15 protein-coding genes are annotated in these 14,732 nt (G+C 65.0%); 10 read left to right on the top strand and 5 right to left on the bottom strand.

Translation table 11 applies throughout. The features are described 5' to 3' along the window. Positions 1-106 precede the first annotated feature (106 nt). The 8 genes from QP552_RS02675 to QP552_RS02640 all read left to right on the top strand — a co-directional run bounded on the left by QP552_RS02675 (position 107) and on the right by QP552_RS02640 (position 7,673). On the top strand, positions 107-886 hold the full coding sequence (locus QP552_RS02675; protein WP_286074899.1) for a 1-deoxy-D-xylulose-5-phosphate synthase N-terminal domain-containing protein: 780 nt from the start codon (positions 107-109) through the stop codon (positions 884-886). After that, positions 883-1,776 (top strand): hypothetical protein, encoded by an 894-nt coding sequence (locus tag QP552_RS02670; protein ID WP_286074898.1) that lies wholly within the window; start codon positions 883-885, stop codon positions 1,774-1,776. Before QP552_RS02675 ends, QP552_RS02670 begins: the two co-directional genes overlap by 4 nt. Then, entirely contained in the window at positions 1,773-3,737 is a 1,965-nt protein-coding gene (locus QP552_RS02665) for an NAD-dependent epimerase/dehydratase family protein (protein WP_286074897.1), read from the top strand. Before QP552_RS02670 ends, QP552_RS02665 begins: the two co-directional genes overlap by 4 nt. Further along, positions 3,734-4,669 carry a class I SAM-dependent methyltransferase gene (locus QP552_RS02660; RefSeq protein WP_106550190.1) on the top strand — a complete coding sequence of 312 codons (936 nt, stop codon included), beginning with the start codon at positions 3,734-3,736 and terminating at the stop codon, positions 4,667-4,669. Before QP552_RS02665 ends, QP552_RS02660 begins: the two co-directional genes overlap by 4 nt. After that, positions 4,666-5,409, top strand: a complete 744-nt coding sequence (locus tag QP552_RS02655) for a class I SAM-dependent methyltransferase (protein ID WP_106550191.1) — start codon at positions 4,666-4,668, stop codon at positions 5,407-5,409. The genes QP552_RS02660 and QP552_RS02655 overlap by 4 nt, the downstream gene beginning before the upstream one ends. Further along, positions 5,406-5,783 carry an EamA family transporter gene (locus QP552_RS02650; protein ID WP_106550192.1) on the top strand — a complete coding sequence of 126 codons (378 nt, stop codon included), beginning with the start codon at positions 5,406-5,408 and terminating at the stop codon, positions 5,781-5,783. Before QP552_RS02655 ends, QP552_RS02650 begins: the two co-directional genes overlap by 4 nt. Then, a complete protein-coding gene (locus tag QP552_RS02645; RefSeq protein ID WP_286074895.1) occupies positions 5,770-6,099 on the top strand; it encodes a hypothetical protein in 330 nt (109 codons plus the stop codon). The genes QP552_RS02650 and QP552_RS02645 overlap by 14 nt, the downstream gene beginning before the upstream one ends. Before the next feature lie 134 nt (positions 6,100-6,233). Beyond that, entirely contained in the window at positions 6,234-7,673 is a 1,440-nt protein-coding gene (locus QP552_RS02640; RefSeq protein ID WP_286074894.1) for a hypothetical protein, read from the top strand. A gap of 3 nt (positions 7,674-7,676) precedes the next feature. Here the strand turns inward: QP552_RS02640 and rfbD are convergent, their stop codons facing one another. Genes rfbD through rfbB form a run of 4 tightly spaced genes read right to left on the bottom strand, consistent with a single transcriptional unit; the run spans position 7,677 to position 11,090 of the window. Beyond that, positions 7,677-8,582 (bottom strand): dTDP-4-dehydrorhamnose reductase, encoded by a 906-nt coding sequence (gene rfbD / locus QP552_RS02635; protein ID WP_286074893.1) that lies wholly within the window; start codon positions 8,580-8,582, stop codon positions 7,677-7,679. Further along, the gene (gene rfbC / locus QP552_RS02630; protein ID WP_286074892.1) at positions 8,579-9,136 is read right to left on the bottom strand and encodes a dTDP-4-dehydrorhamnose 3,5-epimerase; all 558 of its coding nucleotides are present in this window, start codon (positions 9,134-9,136) and stop codon (positions 8,579-8,581) included. The genes rfbD and rfbC overlap by 4 nt, the downstream gene beginning before the upstream one ends. Beyond that, positions 9,133-10,020: a glucose-1-phosphate thymidylyltransferase RfbA gene (rfbA, locus tag QP552_RS02625; protein WP_106550197.1), complete on the bottom strand. Its 888-nt coding sequence runs from the start codon at positions 10,018-10,020 to the stop codon at positions 9,133-9,135. The genes rfbC and rfbA overlap by 4 nt, the downstream gene beginning before the upstream one ends. Before the next feature lie 14 nt (positions 10,021-10,034). Further along, positions 10,035-11,090 carry a dTDP-glucose 4,6-dehydratase gene (gene rfbB, locus QP552_RS02620; RefSeq protein ID WP_106550198.1) on the bottom strand — a complete coding sequence of 352 codons (1,056 nt, stop codon included), beginning with the start codon at positions 11,088-11,090 and terminating at the stop codon, positions 10,035-10,037. 259 nt (positions 11,091-11,349) lie between these two features. Between rfbB and QP552_RS02615 the strand changes: the two genes are divergently transcribed. Together QP552_RS02615 and QP552_RS02610 are read left to right on the top strand one after the other, a co-directional pair. Continuing rightward, entirely contained in the window at positions 11,350-12,096 is a 747-nt protein-coding gene (locus QP552_RS02615; protein ID WP_111111831.1) for an electron transfer flavoprotein subunit beta/FixA family protein, read from the top strand. After that, positions 12,096-13,034 (top strand): electron transfer flavoprotein subunit alpha/FixB family protein, encoded by a 939-nt coding sequence (locus QP552_RS02610; RefSeq protein WP_286074891.1) that lies wholly within the window; start codon positions 12,096-12,098, stop codon positions 13,032-13,034. The genes QP552_RS02615 and QP552_RS02610 overlap by 1 nt, the downstream gene beginning before the upstream one ends. Positions 13,035-13,087: 53 nt before the next feature. On the opposite strand, the gene QP552_RS02605 is transcribed toward QP552_RS02610, so the two are convergent. Next, complete coding sequence (locus tag QP552_RS02605) at positions 13,088-14,731, bottom strand: hypothetical protein (RefSeq protein WP_286074890.1); 1,644 nt, start codon at positions 14,729-14,731, stop codon at positions 13,088-13,090. Position 14,732 lies beyond the last annotated feature (1 nt).

The raw sequence follows: 14,732 nt of genomic DNA, 5'->3' as shown, positions 1-14,732 counted from the left end.
AATTCCATGGCGGCCCCGTCCGGTCCGCCACGACGAACGATCAACAGGGTCGCTGTGCGGGCTGCCGCCCCTATACTTGCCCAATTGAAGCAATTGTGGGACTACAGTGAACAGGCTACCTGCCCTTGCGGCCCAGGCTCGCGCACGCCTGCTGAAGATGCACTTCCAGACCCGGTCCGGTCATGTGGGTGGCAACCTTTCCTGTCTGGATGCGCTGATCGCGCTGCATCACGGCGTGATGCAGGAAGATGATCGGTTTGTCCTTTCCAAGGGCCATTCCGCAGGCGCGCTGTACGTCACACTTTGGACCCTGGGTCGCCTGAGCGACGCGGATCTGGACACTTTCAGCCAGGATGACAGCCTGCTGCCCGGCCACCCCAGCGGTAGTGGCATTCCCGGCCTGATGTTTTCCACGGGCTCGCTTGGCCACGGCCCCTCGCTTGCGGCCGGCCTGGCCCTGGCTGCACGCCACCAGGGGTCGTCGCGGCGGGTGTACTGCCTGTGCTCGGACGGGGAATGGCAGGAAGGCAGCTGCTGGGAGGCACTGTCGTTCGCCGTTCACCATCGCCTGGACAACCTGACCCTGCTGATTGACCAGAACGGCCTTCAGGGGTTCGGCAGCACGCAGGATGTCGTTTCCTGCCCAGACCTGGGCCCCCGTCTGCAGGCGTTCGGTGCCCAGGTGCAGCGCGCCAACGGCCATGATCCTGACGCCCTGGCACAGATCCTCCACCAACCGGCCGCCGGTGCCCCCACTGTACTGGTGCTGGATACGGTGAAGGGCCTTGGCACCCACTATGCCGGCCTGCTGGAATCCCATTACCTGCCGTTGGCGGAAGCCGAGTACGAACAGGCAATTGCATTCGGGAGCGATGCAGCACGATGAGAAAGGCCTTTGCCGCCGCAGTCATTGCCCACTGCGCAACCCCACAGCATTTCTTCCTCACCGGTGACCTCGGGTTCATGGCACTGGAAGAGGTCCAGGCCGTGTTCGGCAACCGTTTCATCAATGCTGGCGTTGCCGAGCAGAACATGATCGGTGTTGCCGCCGGTCTTGCCCGCGAAGGCAACACGGTTTTCGCCTACAGCATCGCCCCCTTCTGCTACGCGCGGCCGTTCGAGCAGATCCGCAACGATGTATGCCTGCCCGGCCTGCCTGTCTGCCTCGTGGGCAACGGCGGTGGGTTCGCCTATGGGCACATGGGGCCGACCCATCATGCACTGGAGGACTGCGCGGCGATGATGGCGCTGGGCATGGACGTCAAGGTGCCCGCCTTCGACGAGGATCTACCGGCCCTGCTGCAGGACCTGCACCGCCCTACCTACCTGCGGCTTGGCTATGACGCCCGTCCTTCGGGACACCCGGTACCGGCCTACGCCCCCTGGCGCCAGCTGCTGCCCGGCGAGCGCGGGGTAATGGCTGCACTTGGGCCGATGGCCGGGGTTGCCTGGTCGGCATTGGCGGAGTTGCCGCTGGCCGCCCGGCCAGCAGTATGGGCAGTGACCGAACCAGACGTACGGCAGCTGCCGGATGCCATGATCGCCCAGCTGCGCGGCGGGCCACTGTATGTCGTCGAAGAGCACGTGCGCGAGGGAGGTCTCGGCATGTCGCTGGCTGCTGCCGTGCTGACCGGCGGCCATGCCGTCGGCCCGTTCATTCATCGCCATGCCCTGCGCTATCCATCCGGCCGATTCGGCTCACAGCAGTTCCATCGCCACGAGTGTGGCCTGGATGCTGAATCGCTGCACGCGATGGTGAGGGAGCAGACCGCATGAGCCTGGAAAGAATGATCGCTGCACTGGAAGGGCCGGTCCTGGTGATCGGTGCCAGCGGATTCATCGGTGCCAATCTGCTGCGCAGCTGCCTTGCGCAGCGCAGCGACGTGGTGGGCACCGTGTTTTCCGGTGACTCCTGGCGCCTGCAGGGCATACCTGCAGCCAACCTGGCTTTCCTCAACCTCAACGATCCAGCCTCGGTCGCCACGGTGCTGCGCAAGGTCGCGCCACGAACCATCTTCGACTGCTCTTCGTTCGGTGCCTACGCCTTCGAGGATGATGCACAGCGCATCCATGCCACCAACTACAGCAGCTTCATCAATCTGCTGGAACAAGCCAGGTCCCTGCCACTGGCGGCCTATATCCGCGCCGGCTCGTCCTCGGAATACGGACTCAATGCATCCGGTCCGGCCGAGGACGCGCCGCTGCTGCCCAACAGCCACTATGCGGTGAGCAAGGCCGCCTGCAGCCAGGCCGTCAGTTACTACGGCAAGGTCCTGCACCAACCGATCGTCAACCTGCGCCTGTATTCGGTCTATGGCCCCTATGAAGACAGTTCGCGCCTGATCCCCAACCTGTGTGCACACATCGCCCGTGGCGAGCTGCCGATGTTTGCCCGCCCCGACGTATCGCGCGACTTCATCCACGTCGACGACGTCGTCGCCGCCTTCGTGACGGCGGCGGCCCGGATGTCGCCAGCAATCGCCGGCGAGTCCTTCAACATCGGCACTGGAAACCCGACCCGGCTGGACGCGCTGGCCGCCCAGGCAGTCTCCCAGTTCGGCCTGGCCGCAACGCCGGAGTTCAGCACTTCGGCAGGGCGTGCCTGGGATCTCAGCGATTGGTATGCCAACCCGTCAAAGGCAGCCCGCATACTCGGCTGGCAGGCCCGGATCACCCTCGAAGATGGGTTGCGCCGCAGCGTGGACTGGTGGCGTGATCAACTGGACCACAGCATTTTTGGCGAACTGACCAAGAAGGCCCCCCGGCAGGCCGAACGCAATTCGGTATCGGCCGTGATCGCCTGCTACCGGGATGCCCAGGCCATTCCGGTGATGCACCAGCGACTGACCGAGGTTTTCCAGCGCCTGGCCGTCGACTACGAGATCATCTTCGTCAATGACTGCTCGCCTGACGATTCGGCCGACGTCATCCGGCGCATCAGTGCCGAGGACCCCCATGTCATCGGCATTACCCATTCGCGCAACTTCGGCTCGCAGGCTGCATTCCGCAGCGGCATGGAGTATGCCAGCAAGGAATCATGTGTCCTGCTGGACGGCGACCTGCAGGACCCACCGGAGCTGATCGAGGACTTTGTCCGCGAATGGCGTGCCGGTGCGGAAGTTGTCTACGGCAGGCGCGTGAAGCGTGATATGCCGGTGATGCTCGAAGCCTGTTACCGCGCTTTCTACCGCGTGTTCGCGGCGATGAGCGAGGTCCCCATTCCGAAGGATGCCGGCGATTTCTCGCTGCTGGACCGTTCGGTGGTGTACTGGATGCTGCAGTGCAAGGAGCGTGACGCATTCCTGCGCGGCCTGCGCGCCTTCGTCGGATTCCGCCAGGTCGGCGTTGACTACGTACGCCCTGACCGGATGTTCGGCACCAGCACCAACAACTGGATCCGTAATATCGGCTGGGCCAAGAAGGGCATCTTCTCGTTCTCGCGCATTCCGCTGCACCTGCTGACTGCGTTCGGCGGCATCGCCTGCGTGCTCACCGTACTGCTTGCCGTGTTCAGTGTCGGCGTACGCGTACTGCACCCGGAGCTGGCGCCGCGCGGGGTGACATTCGTGGCATTGCTGGTGATGTTCTTCGGCTCGGCCAGCATCCTTGGCATCGGCCTGCTCGGCGAGTACATCGGCAAGATCTTCGAGGAAACCAAGGCACGCCCGGCCTTCATCCGCCGCAACCTGATCGTCCATGGTGAAGTCAGGGTGCTGGCCCCCGGAAATGAATCATGAGCACACCCATTGATTTCGACCACGCACGGGACCGCCCGTGCCCCGGCTGCGGCGCCCGCGATGCGGTTCCCTTCGCCGACGAAAAGCTGGACCCGGCGCGGGTCAACGATTTTACATATGCATCGCGCAAGGATCCGGAGTTCATGTGCCTGTGGCTGGTACGCTGCCTGCGCTGCGACCTGGTATTCGCTCCGCGCCCGCCCAGCCACGACTTCCTGTCGCAGGCCTATGCGGATGCCGCCTACGATTCCACTCCCGAAGCTGCAGCCGCGGCGGCCAGTTACGCGCGCGCCCTGGCGCCACACCTGCAACAGCTTGCGCACCGGCGCGGCGCGGTTGACGTAGGCGCCGGCAGCGGCCCGCTGCTGCCCTATCTCCAGCACGCCGGCTTCTCTCCCGTCATCGGCGTCGAGCCGTCACGTGCAGCGATTGATGCCGCACCGGCAGCTGTAAGGCCCATGCTGGTCGAAGCCATGTTCGATCCGGATCTTCTGGCCGACCAGTCCATTTCGCTGGTGTGTTCGTTCATGACCCTGGAGCATGTCGCCGAGCCGGGGGACCTGGTCCGCTCGGCGCACACCCTCCTGCAACCGGGCGGCAAACTGGCGGTGGTCGTCCACAACTGGCGCGCGCCGCTGAACCGTCTGTTGGGGCTGCGTTCTCCCATCATCGATGTCGAGCATCTGCAGTTGTTCAGCGACCGGTCGGTTGCCGCGCTGCTTGAATCCAACGGTTTCCAGCTGGTGCGCGTGGATTCGATCCGCAATGCCTATCCGCTGCGCTACTGGGTCCGCCTGACACCGCTACCCGGTGGCGTGAAGTCACTTCTGCTCAGGTGCCTTGAGCGTATCGGCCTGGCCGGGATGATGATTCCGCTCAGAGTCGGCAACATCATGGCTGTCGGCACCAAACCTGCGAGTACTCCTGCATGAAATCCTCCCAACACCCGCGGGTGAAGAAAAACGTCGCCCAGTTCGATGACGACGTCCGTGCGACCGGCTCCTACCGCTATACCACCGATCGCCTGTCCTCCAACCTGGCCAACGCGCGCATCAGCAGCGCGGTTGCTGCCGCTTTCCCGTTCCAGGGCAAGCGCGTACTCGACCTGGGATGTGGCGATGGCTCCTATACGCTGGAATTCCCGGGCATGGGCGCAGCCCATGCACTGGGAGTCGATCCCGCTGCCGTCGCGATCGAGGCCGCACAGGCGCGCGCGGCCACGCATGGACTTGCCTCCCGGGTCGAATTTGCCGTCGGCAACATCTATGACATCGGTGCAGTGCTCGAGGAAGGACGCTTCGACTGCATCGTGCTGCGGGGCGTACTGCACCACCTCCCCGATCCTGCCGGTGCCATCGCCGGCCTGGCGGGTTTCAAGGGCAGCATCGTGGTGGTGGAGCCGAACGGGCTCAATCCGGTGCTGAAGCTGCTGGAACGCTTCTCCCGCTATCACATCGAGCATGAAGAGCGCTCGTTCACCCCCTGGGCGATCCGCGGTTGGCTGCGTGCCGCTGGTTTCAACAGCATCAGCACCTCCACGATCAACCTCGTACCCTTCTTCTGCCCCGACGCAGCCGCGCGTGGCCTGCGCGTCCTGGAGCCTCTGGTCGAGCACCTGCCCATCGCCCGTGACATCGCCTGCGGCCAGAACGTGATGCTGGCGCAGCGATGAGCCATGCGGCACGCAATCGCTCTGCCCTGGCAGCCATGATCCTGTTCATGACCGCCGCCCAGGTCGCGTTCAAGTACGCCGGCCTGCGTTCCTCAGGCGAAAGCGGAATCACCGTGCAGACGCTGCTCAATCCCTGGCTGCATGCTGGTCTTGCTGCTTCTGCGCTGGGGTTTGTCTGCTGGTTCATCACGCTGCGTGCGATGCCTCTTTCAGCCGCCTATCCGTGGACGGCGCTGATCTACCTGCTTACGCCACTGGCCGCCGCCGGCCTTTTCGGCGAAGTCCTGCCACCGGGCTTCCTGCTCGGCGTTGCACTGATCGTGATCGGCCTGTTCATCATCAACGGGGTCAATGGCAAACATGACGCCCGCTGAGCTTTCCCTCGGACTGACCTCCGTCTGCGCCAGCACCCTGTCACAGCTGGCAATGAAGGCCGCTGCGCGCACCCACAGGCGAGGAGGAAAGTGCCTGCTTCTGATGTCCGCTGTCGGATTGCAGCTGGCTTCTGTCCTGCTGGTGATCGTACTGCTGCGTACACTGCCGCTATCGATGCTGGTGGTGTTCGCCGCCCTGGCCTACCTCACGGTTCCCGTGCTGTGTGCCTCCCTCTTCAACGAACGTTTGACCCCGCGCTTCTGGTTGGGCGCCAGTCTGGTCGGCGCCGGTGTCATCCTCGCGAGCCTGCACTGATGGAACACGCACGTCCCTCCTTCCGCCTCCCTGCCGGGCTGTCCTGGCTGTCCTGGCTGGTGATCGTGGCGCTGACCGTCGCCCTGCCGCGTCTGCTGCTGCTGCGTTCACCACCGGCCACCGACGAAGGCTACATGGCCTATTTCGCGATGAAGGCGCACCTGCTGCTGGGGGGCCCAGGGCAGCTTCCCGAAGATGGGCCGCTGATGCTCTATCCCATCCTGCTGTCGTGGATCAATGCCCTGCCGGGAGAATCATTGCTGATGCTCCGCCTGGCCGATCTGCTGGTCGCCTGCGTGGCCGGCCTGTTGCTGCTGGCCATGATCGCCCGCGAATCCGGAAGCCGCGGCTGGGGACCGTTGCTGCTGGGCGTGCCGTTCCTGCTCGGCATGAACCATACCGAATTCATCCAATATGGTTTCAAGAACAGCTATCAGGCCGCCTTCATACCGCTGTTCGCCGCCATATTGCTGTGGCAGCGCATGGACACCCCGTCCACCCGCAGATGGTTGCTGGTGGGAGCGCTGATCGCGCTGGGCGTGCTGCTGCGCGAGACGCTGGCGCCGTTCGCCGTGCTCGCAGTCGCCACGGCCTGGATCGGTCACGGCCGCCGCCAGGCCTGGGCCATGTGTGCCGGCGGCGCAGCATTGGCGCTCCCCCTGCTGGCGCTTGACGTCGCACTACGCGGAGACCTGACGAGCCTGCTGGACGCCTATCGGGGCTCCGGCGCGGTCTATTCGGCCCAGCCGCAGACGCTGGACCTGTTCATGCTGGCAGCCCGCCGCAGCGTCGCGGCGGCGCCTGTCCCATGTGCACTGTCAGTCATGGCTACGGTTGTACTGCTGGCAGTGGTGGCCACACGCAGGGATCGCCGGCTGTTGTCACGGTCACTGTTCTGGTTCGCCTGCGCGCTGCTGCCGCTGATCGAACCTGCCACGAAGGCCGGTTTCCCCTATCACTTTGCAGTGATGCTGCCGGCCATGGCGATGCTCTGCGCACTGGCATGGCGGGCCTTGTTGCCAGCCAGCCCGAAGCGCACCTGGCTGACCATCGGCGTGCTTGCCGCCGGCGAAGCATTCCTGTTGGTACCACCGGTACTCGCGCAGGTAAAGGAAAGCCGCCAAGCGGTGGCCGAGGTTCGTCAACTGGTCCGGCACAGTTGGCCTGCCGACCAGGTCGAGCAGTCCAACTACCTGCTGGCCGCACGCATGCTGCGTGATGCCGCACCGCCTGGCGCCTCCGCCAGCATCAGCGGCTTCATGTTCAGCGTGTATCCGCTGTCCGGGCGCCTGCCACCTTCGGGAGAACTGAACAACCTCAGCGCGCGGATCATCCAGCTCGATCTGGATCCGGTACGGCTCGCGAAGGAGCTCGCGACCTGCTCTCCCGACCTGGTGTTGACCACCACGCGCACAGACTGGCCTGGGGCTCCCGAGCTCGAGCAGGCCGTCGTGATGTCTTCGTTGTACGAGCGGATCGGCGTTCTTCCAGCTGATCCGGCCAAGCACTACGGCATCTTTGGCGGCACGCTGTACCGGCGGATCAAGCCCGGCGGCCACCACTGCGTGTATTGAGATTCAGCGCTGCAGTGGTCGCAGTTGCCGCATCACCGCGTGCAACCCCTGGCGCCAGTCAGGCAACCGGATCCCCAACGCGTCCTGCAGGCCACGGTTGTCGAGCACCGACCACGCCGGACGCCGGGCTGGAGTGGGGTAATCGGCAGAGGTGATCTCCTCGACAGCCGGCACCCGTTCCAGCACGCCCAGCGCCAGTGCTTCGGCAAAGATCGCTTCGGCGAATCCGTGCCAACTGGTCTGGCCGTTCGCCGTCAGGTGCCAGGTGCCCGACAAGGACGGTGATCGCTGCAGCGCCATTGCGGTGACGTCCGCGATCAGCGCGGCCGGCGTTGGTGTGCCGATCTGGTCGGCCACCACCCGCAACGCATCGCGCTCGGCACCCAAGCGCAGCATGGTGCGCAGGAAATTCGCGCCGTGCGAGGCATAGACCCAGGCCGTGCGGATGATCAGGTGGCGACCACCGGCCGCGCGTACGGCCTCCTCGCCATCTCGCTTGCTGGTGCCATATACACCCAACGGTGCGGTCGGCTCGTCCTCGCGGTAGGGCGCAGTGCCCTGGCCATCGAACACGTAGTCTGTGGAGTAATGCACGAACGGCACACCATGCGCCGCACACCAGCGCGCGATCACGCCCGGCGCCTGCGCATTGGCGGCAAAGGCCGCGTCGACCTCCTGTTCGGCACGGTCGACCGCAGTGTAGGCCGCAGCATTCACCACGACCGACGGCTGCAGCCGGTCCAGCAGCGCCGGCAGGCTGTCAGGCTGGCCGAAGTCGGCGGTTTCGCAGGTGCTGCCATCCGGCAGTGTGCCGCTCCGGGTGGTCGCAACCACCTTGCCCAGTGGTGCCAGCGCGCGCAGCAGCTCCTGGCCGACCTGGCCGTTGCCGCCAAACACCAGTACCGTCATGAGTTGTAGACCGGCAGGCGGTCTTCGGCGATGTCCTTCAGGAAGGGCGCGCTCTCGTCCTTGGCTGACAGCGTCGGTGCGCTGACCGGCCAGTCCACCGCGATGTCGGCATCGTTCCAGCGCACGCCGGCGTCGAAGTCCTTCAGGTAGACCTCAGTGCACAGGTAGCTGAACACCGCCCGCTCGGACAGCACCGCAAAGCCGTGCGCGAAGCCTTCCGGGATCCAGAACTGCTTCTTGTTTTCCGCGCTCAGCACTACCGCTTCCCACTGGCCGAAGGTCGGCGAACCGCGACGGATGTCGACGGCCACGTCATAGACCTCGCCTTCCAGCACGCTCACCAGCTTGCCCTGCGGGCGCGGCCACTGGTAATGCAGGCCACGCAGCACGCCCTGCGCCGAGGTGGAGACATTGCTCTGCACGAAGCGGTCCGGCAGGCCCAGCGCGGCAAATCGCTCGGCGTTCCAGGTTTCAAAAAAGTAGCCGCGCGCGTCGCCGAACACGGCCGGCTCGATCACCACGCAGCCGGGCAACCTGGTTTCAATCACTTTCACGGAACAACTCCACGCAGCGCGAGTTTGTGCAGGTACTGGCCATAGCCATTCTTGATCAGCGGCGCGGCCAGTGCTTCCAGCTGCTCGGCATTGATCCAGCCCCTGCCGAAGGCGATTTCCTCCGGACAGCAGACCTGCAGGCCCTGGCGGGTCTGGATGGTCTCGATGAAGTTGGAGGCTTCCAGCAACGATTGGTGGGTACCCGTATCCAGCCATGCGTAGCCGCGCCCCAAGGGTTCAAGGTGCAGGCTGCCCTGCTGCAGGTATCTGCGGTTGAGATCGGTGATTTCCAGCTCGCCCCGCGCGGAGGGCTTCAGCTCGGCAGCGTAATCGCTGGCGTTGCCGTCATAGAAGTACAGGCCGGTCACCGCATAGTTCGAACGCGGATTGGCCGGTTTCTCGACGAGGTCAATGACCTTGCCACCGCCGTCGAACTCGGCCACGCCATAGCGCTCGGGATCGTTGACCCAATAGCCGAACACCGTGGCGCCCTGATCCCGGGCATCAGCGCGCCGCAGCATTTCACTCAGCCCATGGCCATGGAAGATGTTGTCACCCAGCACCAGGCAGCTCGGCTTGCCGGCCACGAAATCGCGACCGATCAGGTAGGCCTGCGCCAGCCCATCCGGGCTCGGCTGCACCGCGTACTGGATGTCCATCCCCCACTGCGAACCGTCGCCCAGCAGCTGCTGGAACAGGGCCTGCTCGTGCGGGGTATTGATGATGAGCACTTCACGGATACCCGACAGCATCAGCACGCTGAGCGGGTAATAGATCATCGGCTTGTCGTACACCGGCAGCAGCTGCTTGCTGACGCCCTTGGTGATCGGATACAGCCGGGTGCCGGAACCGCCGGCGAGGATGATGCCCTTGCGCTGGGACATAAGATCTCCTGGGTTCAGGCCGCCGTGCCGATGCGCTGCAGCCTGTAACTGCCGTCGAGCACACCGTTGACCCATTCCTGGTTGTCCAGGTACCAGTCCACGGTAAAGGTGATGCCCTGCTCGAAGGTGTAGGCCGGTTCCCAGCCCAGGTCGTTCTTCAGCTTGGAGGCATCGATCGCATAGCGGCGGTCATGGCCGGGGCGGTCGGTGACGTAGGTGATCTGGCTGCTTCGCGGCTGGCCATCCGCGCGCGGGCGGCGCTGGTCCAGCAGTGCGCAGATGGCCTGCACCACTTCGATGTTCTGCTTTTCCGAGTTGCCGCCGACATTGTAGGTCTCGCCAATCTGGCCCTTGGCCAGCACGGTACGGATCGCCTCGCAGTGGTCGGACACGAACAGCCAGTCGCGCACCTGCCTGCCATCGCCGTACACCGGCAGCGGCTCGCCGGCCAGCGCCTTGGCGATCACCAGCGGAATGAGCTTCTCGGGGAAGTGGTACGGGCCGTAATTGTTCGAGCAGTTGGTGGTCAGCACCGGCAGCCCGTAGGTGTGGTGGAACGCGCGCACCAGGTGGTCCGAGGCAGCCTTGGACGCCGAGTACGGCGAATTCGGGGCGTACGGCGTGGTTTCGCTGAACTTGCCGGTTTCGCCCAGGGTGCCGTACACCTCGTCGGTGGACACGTGCAGGAAGCGGAACGCCGCGCCCTGCTCGGCCGGCAGTGCCTTCCAGTAGTCGCGCACGGCTTCCAGCAGACCCAGGGTGCCGACCACGTTGGTCTGGATGAAGGCGCCCGGGCCGTCGATGGAGCGGTCGACATGGCTCTCGGCGGCGAAGTTCAGCACCGCGTCCGGCTGGTGTTCGGCCAGCAGACCAGCGACCAGTGCCCGATCGCCGATATCGCCCTGCACGAACAGATGGTTGGGATCACCCTCCACGCTGGACAAGGTCTTCAGGTTGCCGGCGTAGGTGAGCACATCGAGGTTGACGACCTTGATGCCGCGGGCGACGGCTTCGAGAACGAAGTTTCCGCCAATGAATCCGGCGCCGCCGGTGACGAGCCAAGTGGGCACAGCCTTTCTCCTGTCGATCATGGTGCATCAGCGCACAGCAGGGCTGAATGCAGCTCTGCAGGATACATCGGGGCTGCGCTCAAGGATGCCCTCATCAGCTGAACAACCCCATGTCGAAGCGCATTTTTGCGGCATTGCAGCAAAACCATACGCATTCGCATGGTCACCCCAAGCCAGCTAGAATCAGGGTCCCACCCCCGAACCGGTTGCTGTTCCCGGACCGGATGTTCTCCCTGTTTAGTGAAGGACCCCGTACCAGATGAAAATCCTCGTCGCGTACAAGCGCGTGGTGGACTACAACGTCCGCATTCAGGTCAAGCCGGACGGTTCCGGCGTGGTCACCGACGGCGTCAAGCTGTCCCCCAATCCCTTCGATGAAATCGCCCTGGAAGAAGCCCTGCGCCTGCGCGACAAGGGCATCGCCAGCGAAGTGGTGGTTGCCACCATCGCCCCGGCCGATGCCCAGGCGCACCTGCGCAACGGACTGGCCATGGGCGCCAACCGTGCCATCCACGTCGTCACCGACCAGGCCATCCAGCCGCTGACCGCTTCGCGCACCCTGCTCAAGCTGATCGAGAAGGAACAGCCGGACCTGGTGATCCTGGGCAAGCAGGCCATCGACGACGATGCCAACCAGACCGGGCAGATGCTGGCCACGCTCTGGGGCCGCCCGCAGGCGACCTTCGCCAGCAAGCTCGAGATCGCCGGCGGCAAGGCCACGGTCACCCGTGAAGTCGACGCCGGCCTGGAAACGCTGGAAGTGGACCTGCCGGCGGTGGTCACCACCGATCTGCGCCTGAACGAACCGCGCTTCATCAAGCTGCCGGACATCATGAAGGCCAAGGCCAAGCCGCTGGAGACCCTGCAGCTGGCCGACCTCGGCGTTGAAGCCGCCGATACCTTCAAGACCACCCACTACGCCGCGCCGTCCAAGCGCAGCAAGGGCGTGATGGTCAAGGACGCGGCCGAACTGGTTGCCGCACTCAAGCAGAAGGGGCTGCTGTAATGAGCAAGATTCTCGTCATCGCCGAGCACCACGACGGCAAGCTCAACGCCGCCACCGCCAAGACCGTCAGCGCCGCAGCCGCCATCAGCGGCGCCAGCATCGACGTGCTGGTGCTGGCCGCCGACCCGGCCGCCGTTGCCGCCGAAGCGGCGAAGATCGCCGGCGTCGCCAAGGTCCTGACCGTGGCCAACGCTGCCAACGCGCAGGCCATCGCCCAGGTGCTGGCGCCGCAGATCGCGCAGCTGGCCAAGGGCTACAGCCACGTGTTCGGCCCGTCGACCACCTTCGGCAAGGACCTGATGCCGTGCGTGGCCGCCCTGCTCGGCGTCAACCAGGTCTCCGACCTGATGAGCGTGGAAGGCAGCCACACCTTCAAGCGCCCGATCTACGCCGGCAACGCGATCATCACCGTGGAAGCCCCGGCCGACCAGATCGTGGTCGCCACCGTGCGCGCCGCGTCGTGGCCGGAAGCCGCCCAGGGCGGCAGTGCCACCATCGAAGCGGCCAGCGTTGACGCTGCGCTACCGACCCACACCCGCTTCGTCGGCCTGGCCGCCGGTGCCAGCGACCGCCCGGACCTGCAGAGCGCCAAGCGCGTGGTCTCCGGTGGCCGTGGCGTCGGTTCGGAAGAGAACTTCAAGGTGATCTTCCAGCTGGCCGACAAGCTCGGTGCCGCCGTCGGTGCCTCGCGCGCTGCCGTCGATGCCGGCTACGTGCCCAGCGACCTGCAGGTCGGCCAGACCGGCAAGATCATCGCGCCGGAACTGTACGTGGCCGTGGGTATCAGCGGTGCCATCCAGCACCTGACCGGCATCAAGGACGCCGGCACGATCGTCGCGATCAACAAGGACGGCGATGCGCCGATCTTCGAGATTGCCGATATCGGCCTGGTGGGGGATCTGTTTGCGATCCTGCCGGAGCTGGAAACGGCGCTCTGATCTGCGGCAACTGAAGGCCGGCCCGTACCGGGCCGGCCTTTTTCATGCAGTACTCAACGCTCGATATGGCGGCAGGTACCAGCCGTTTCTGCGCCACCGAGCAGGCGCAGCATCAGCATCACGCCAAATGCGATGTAGGCTGCCGTCTCCAACGTCGCCAGCAGGGACGGATAGTTCACGCCCAGTGCCACGATGTGGTGGACCCTTTCCGGGCTGAAAAGCACTTTCCCGAAGATGCCCGCCATGTCCCCGATCTCGCCGGTCCCCCAGCCTACCAACAGGAGGATCGACGCCAGCCACACGCCGGCAGCACGCCAACGGTCCTCTGCCTCGGCCACCAGCAGCATCAGGGCCGGGAACATCAGCATGGCCATGCCGAAGGTATGCGCATAGGACGCCTGGAACCAGGCAGTCAGTGCAGCAGTCACCAGCGCGGCAACCTGCCAGGCACCCACGCCATCGGCAACGTGCTTCACCCGGTAGGCCAGGACCAGGAACGCAATGGTCAGGAAGGCCAGCGGTCGGTTGATGACCACCGCATCGCCAAACAGCTGGAACCAGGTGGCCCAGCCGATCCGCTGCGACTGCGGGTTCACCCCCAGTGAAAGGGCATAGGCCGGCACCCGGCCGTAGCTCCAGTAGATGGCCAGGCTGGCCAGTGTCACCACTGCCGTGATCAGAAAAACGCGCCCCTTGAGTGCCTGCCCACGGGCAGCGAACAGGGCGATGACCAGTGCCGGCAGGACCAGCATGTGCTGGGGCTTGGCGAACACCAGGCCCAGCACCACCAGGCCCAGCCCGGCGGCCAGCGTTCCCGGTGCGAGAACCCGGCGCACACCCGCAACCAGCAGGGCCACCGCAATCACGTCGACCTGGCCCAGGACCAGCGAATAGTAGAGGCCGAAGGGATTGAGCAGCAGCATGAAGAACAGCAGGCGCGGATTGCCGCGCCAGCGTTCCTTGAACAGCAGCTGCAGTTCCAGGCACAGCCAGATGTAGGCAGCCACGATCGACAGGCTGACCAGCCCATAGGGACGCAGATTCATCCCGATCGACTGCAGGTCGCTGTGGATGCCGGCCATGGCCTGCATCCAGATCAGGCTCAGCGGGTTGTACGGGTAGATCGTCAGCGCCCCACTGGTACCGACCAGCACGTCATGGACGTAGTAGTTCATGCCGAACTGCAGCCCGGTGATGACGCACCCGAAGGGGCCCATGTCGATGATGCCGACCTTGAGCAGGGAGAACAGCAACAGGCCCGTCACCACCAGCAGATCCACCGGCCGCAACCACGGGAAGGCGGTGCGCAGCCGAACCAGCCACCGCCCTGCAACCTGGCGGCGCCACATCAGGACCATCAGGGCCAGCACGGCACCAAGGCCCAGCCAGCGGACCACCGCCAAATCCAGCGGACCACCGTCGGCACGGAACACCCGTACCTGGTGGTCGGCATGGCTGGACAGAGGTTGCCCGTCCTGGGTCAGGACATCACCTTCCCAACCCAGGCCACGCCCCCTCAGCACTTCTTCCGGGACCTGCCGTGCACGCTGGTCGAATACCTTCTTCCCAGCGTCGTCCACCAGGACGTAATAGCTCTTTCCCCAGGTACCGTGCTGGAATGCCAGCACGGCGCGGCCAGCCACCAGGCACAGGTACCCCAGCAACAGGGTCAACAGAATCCGCGCGACGACGGCCATG

Source organism: Stenotrophomonas sp. 59 (assembly GCF_030291095.1).
Taxonomy (GTDB): domain Bacteria; phylum Pseudomonadota; class Gammaproteobacteria; order Xanthomonadales; family Xanthomonadaceae; genus Stenotrophomonas; species Stenotrophomonas maltophilia_Q.
Note: the sequence above shows the minus strand (reverse complement) of the source record. Positions and strands in the feature narration are given on the sequence as shown.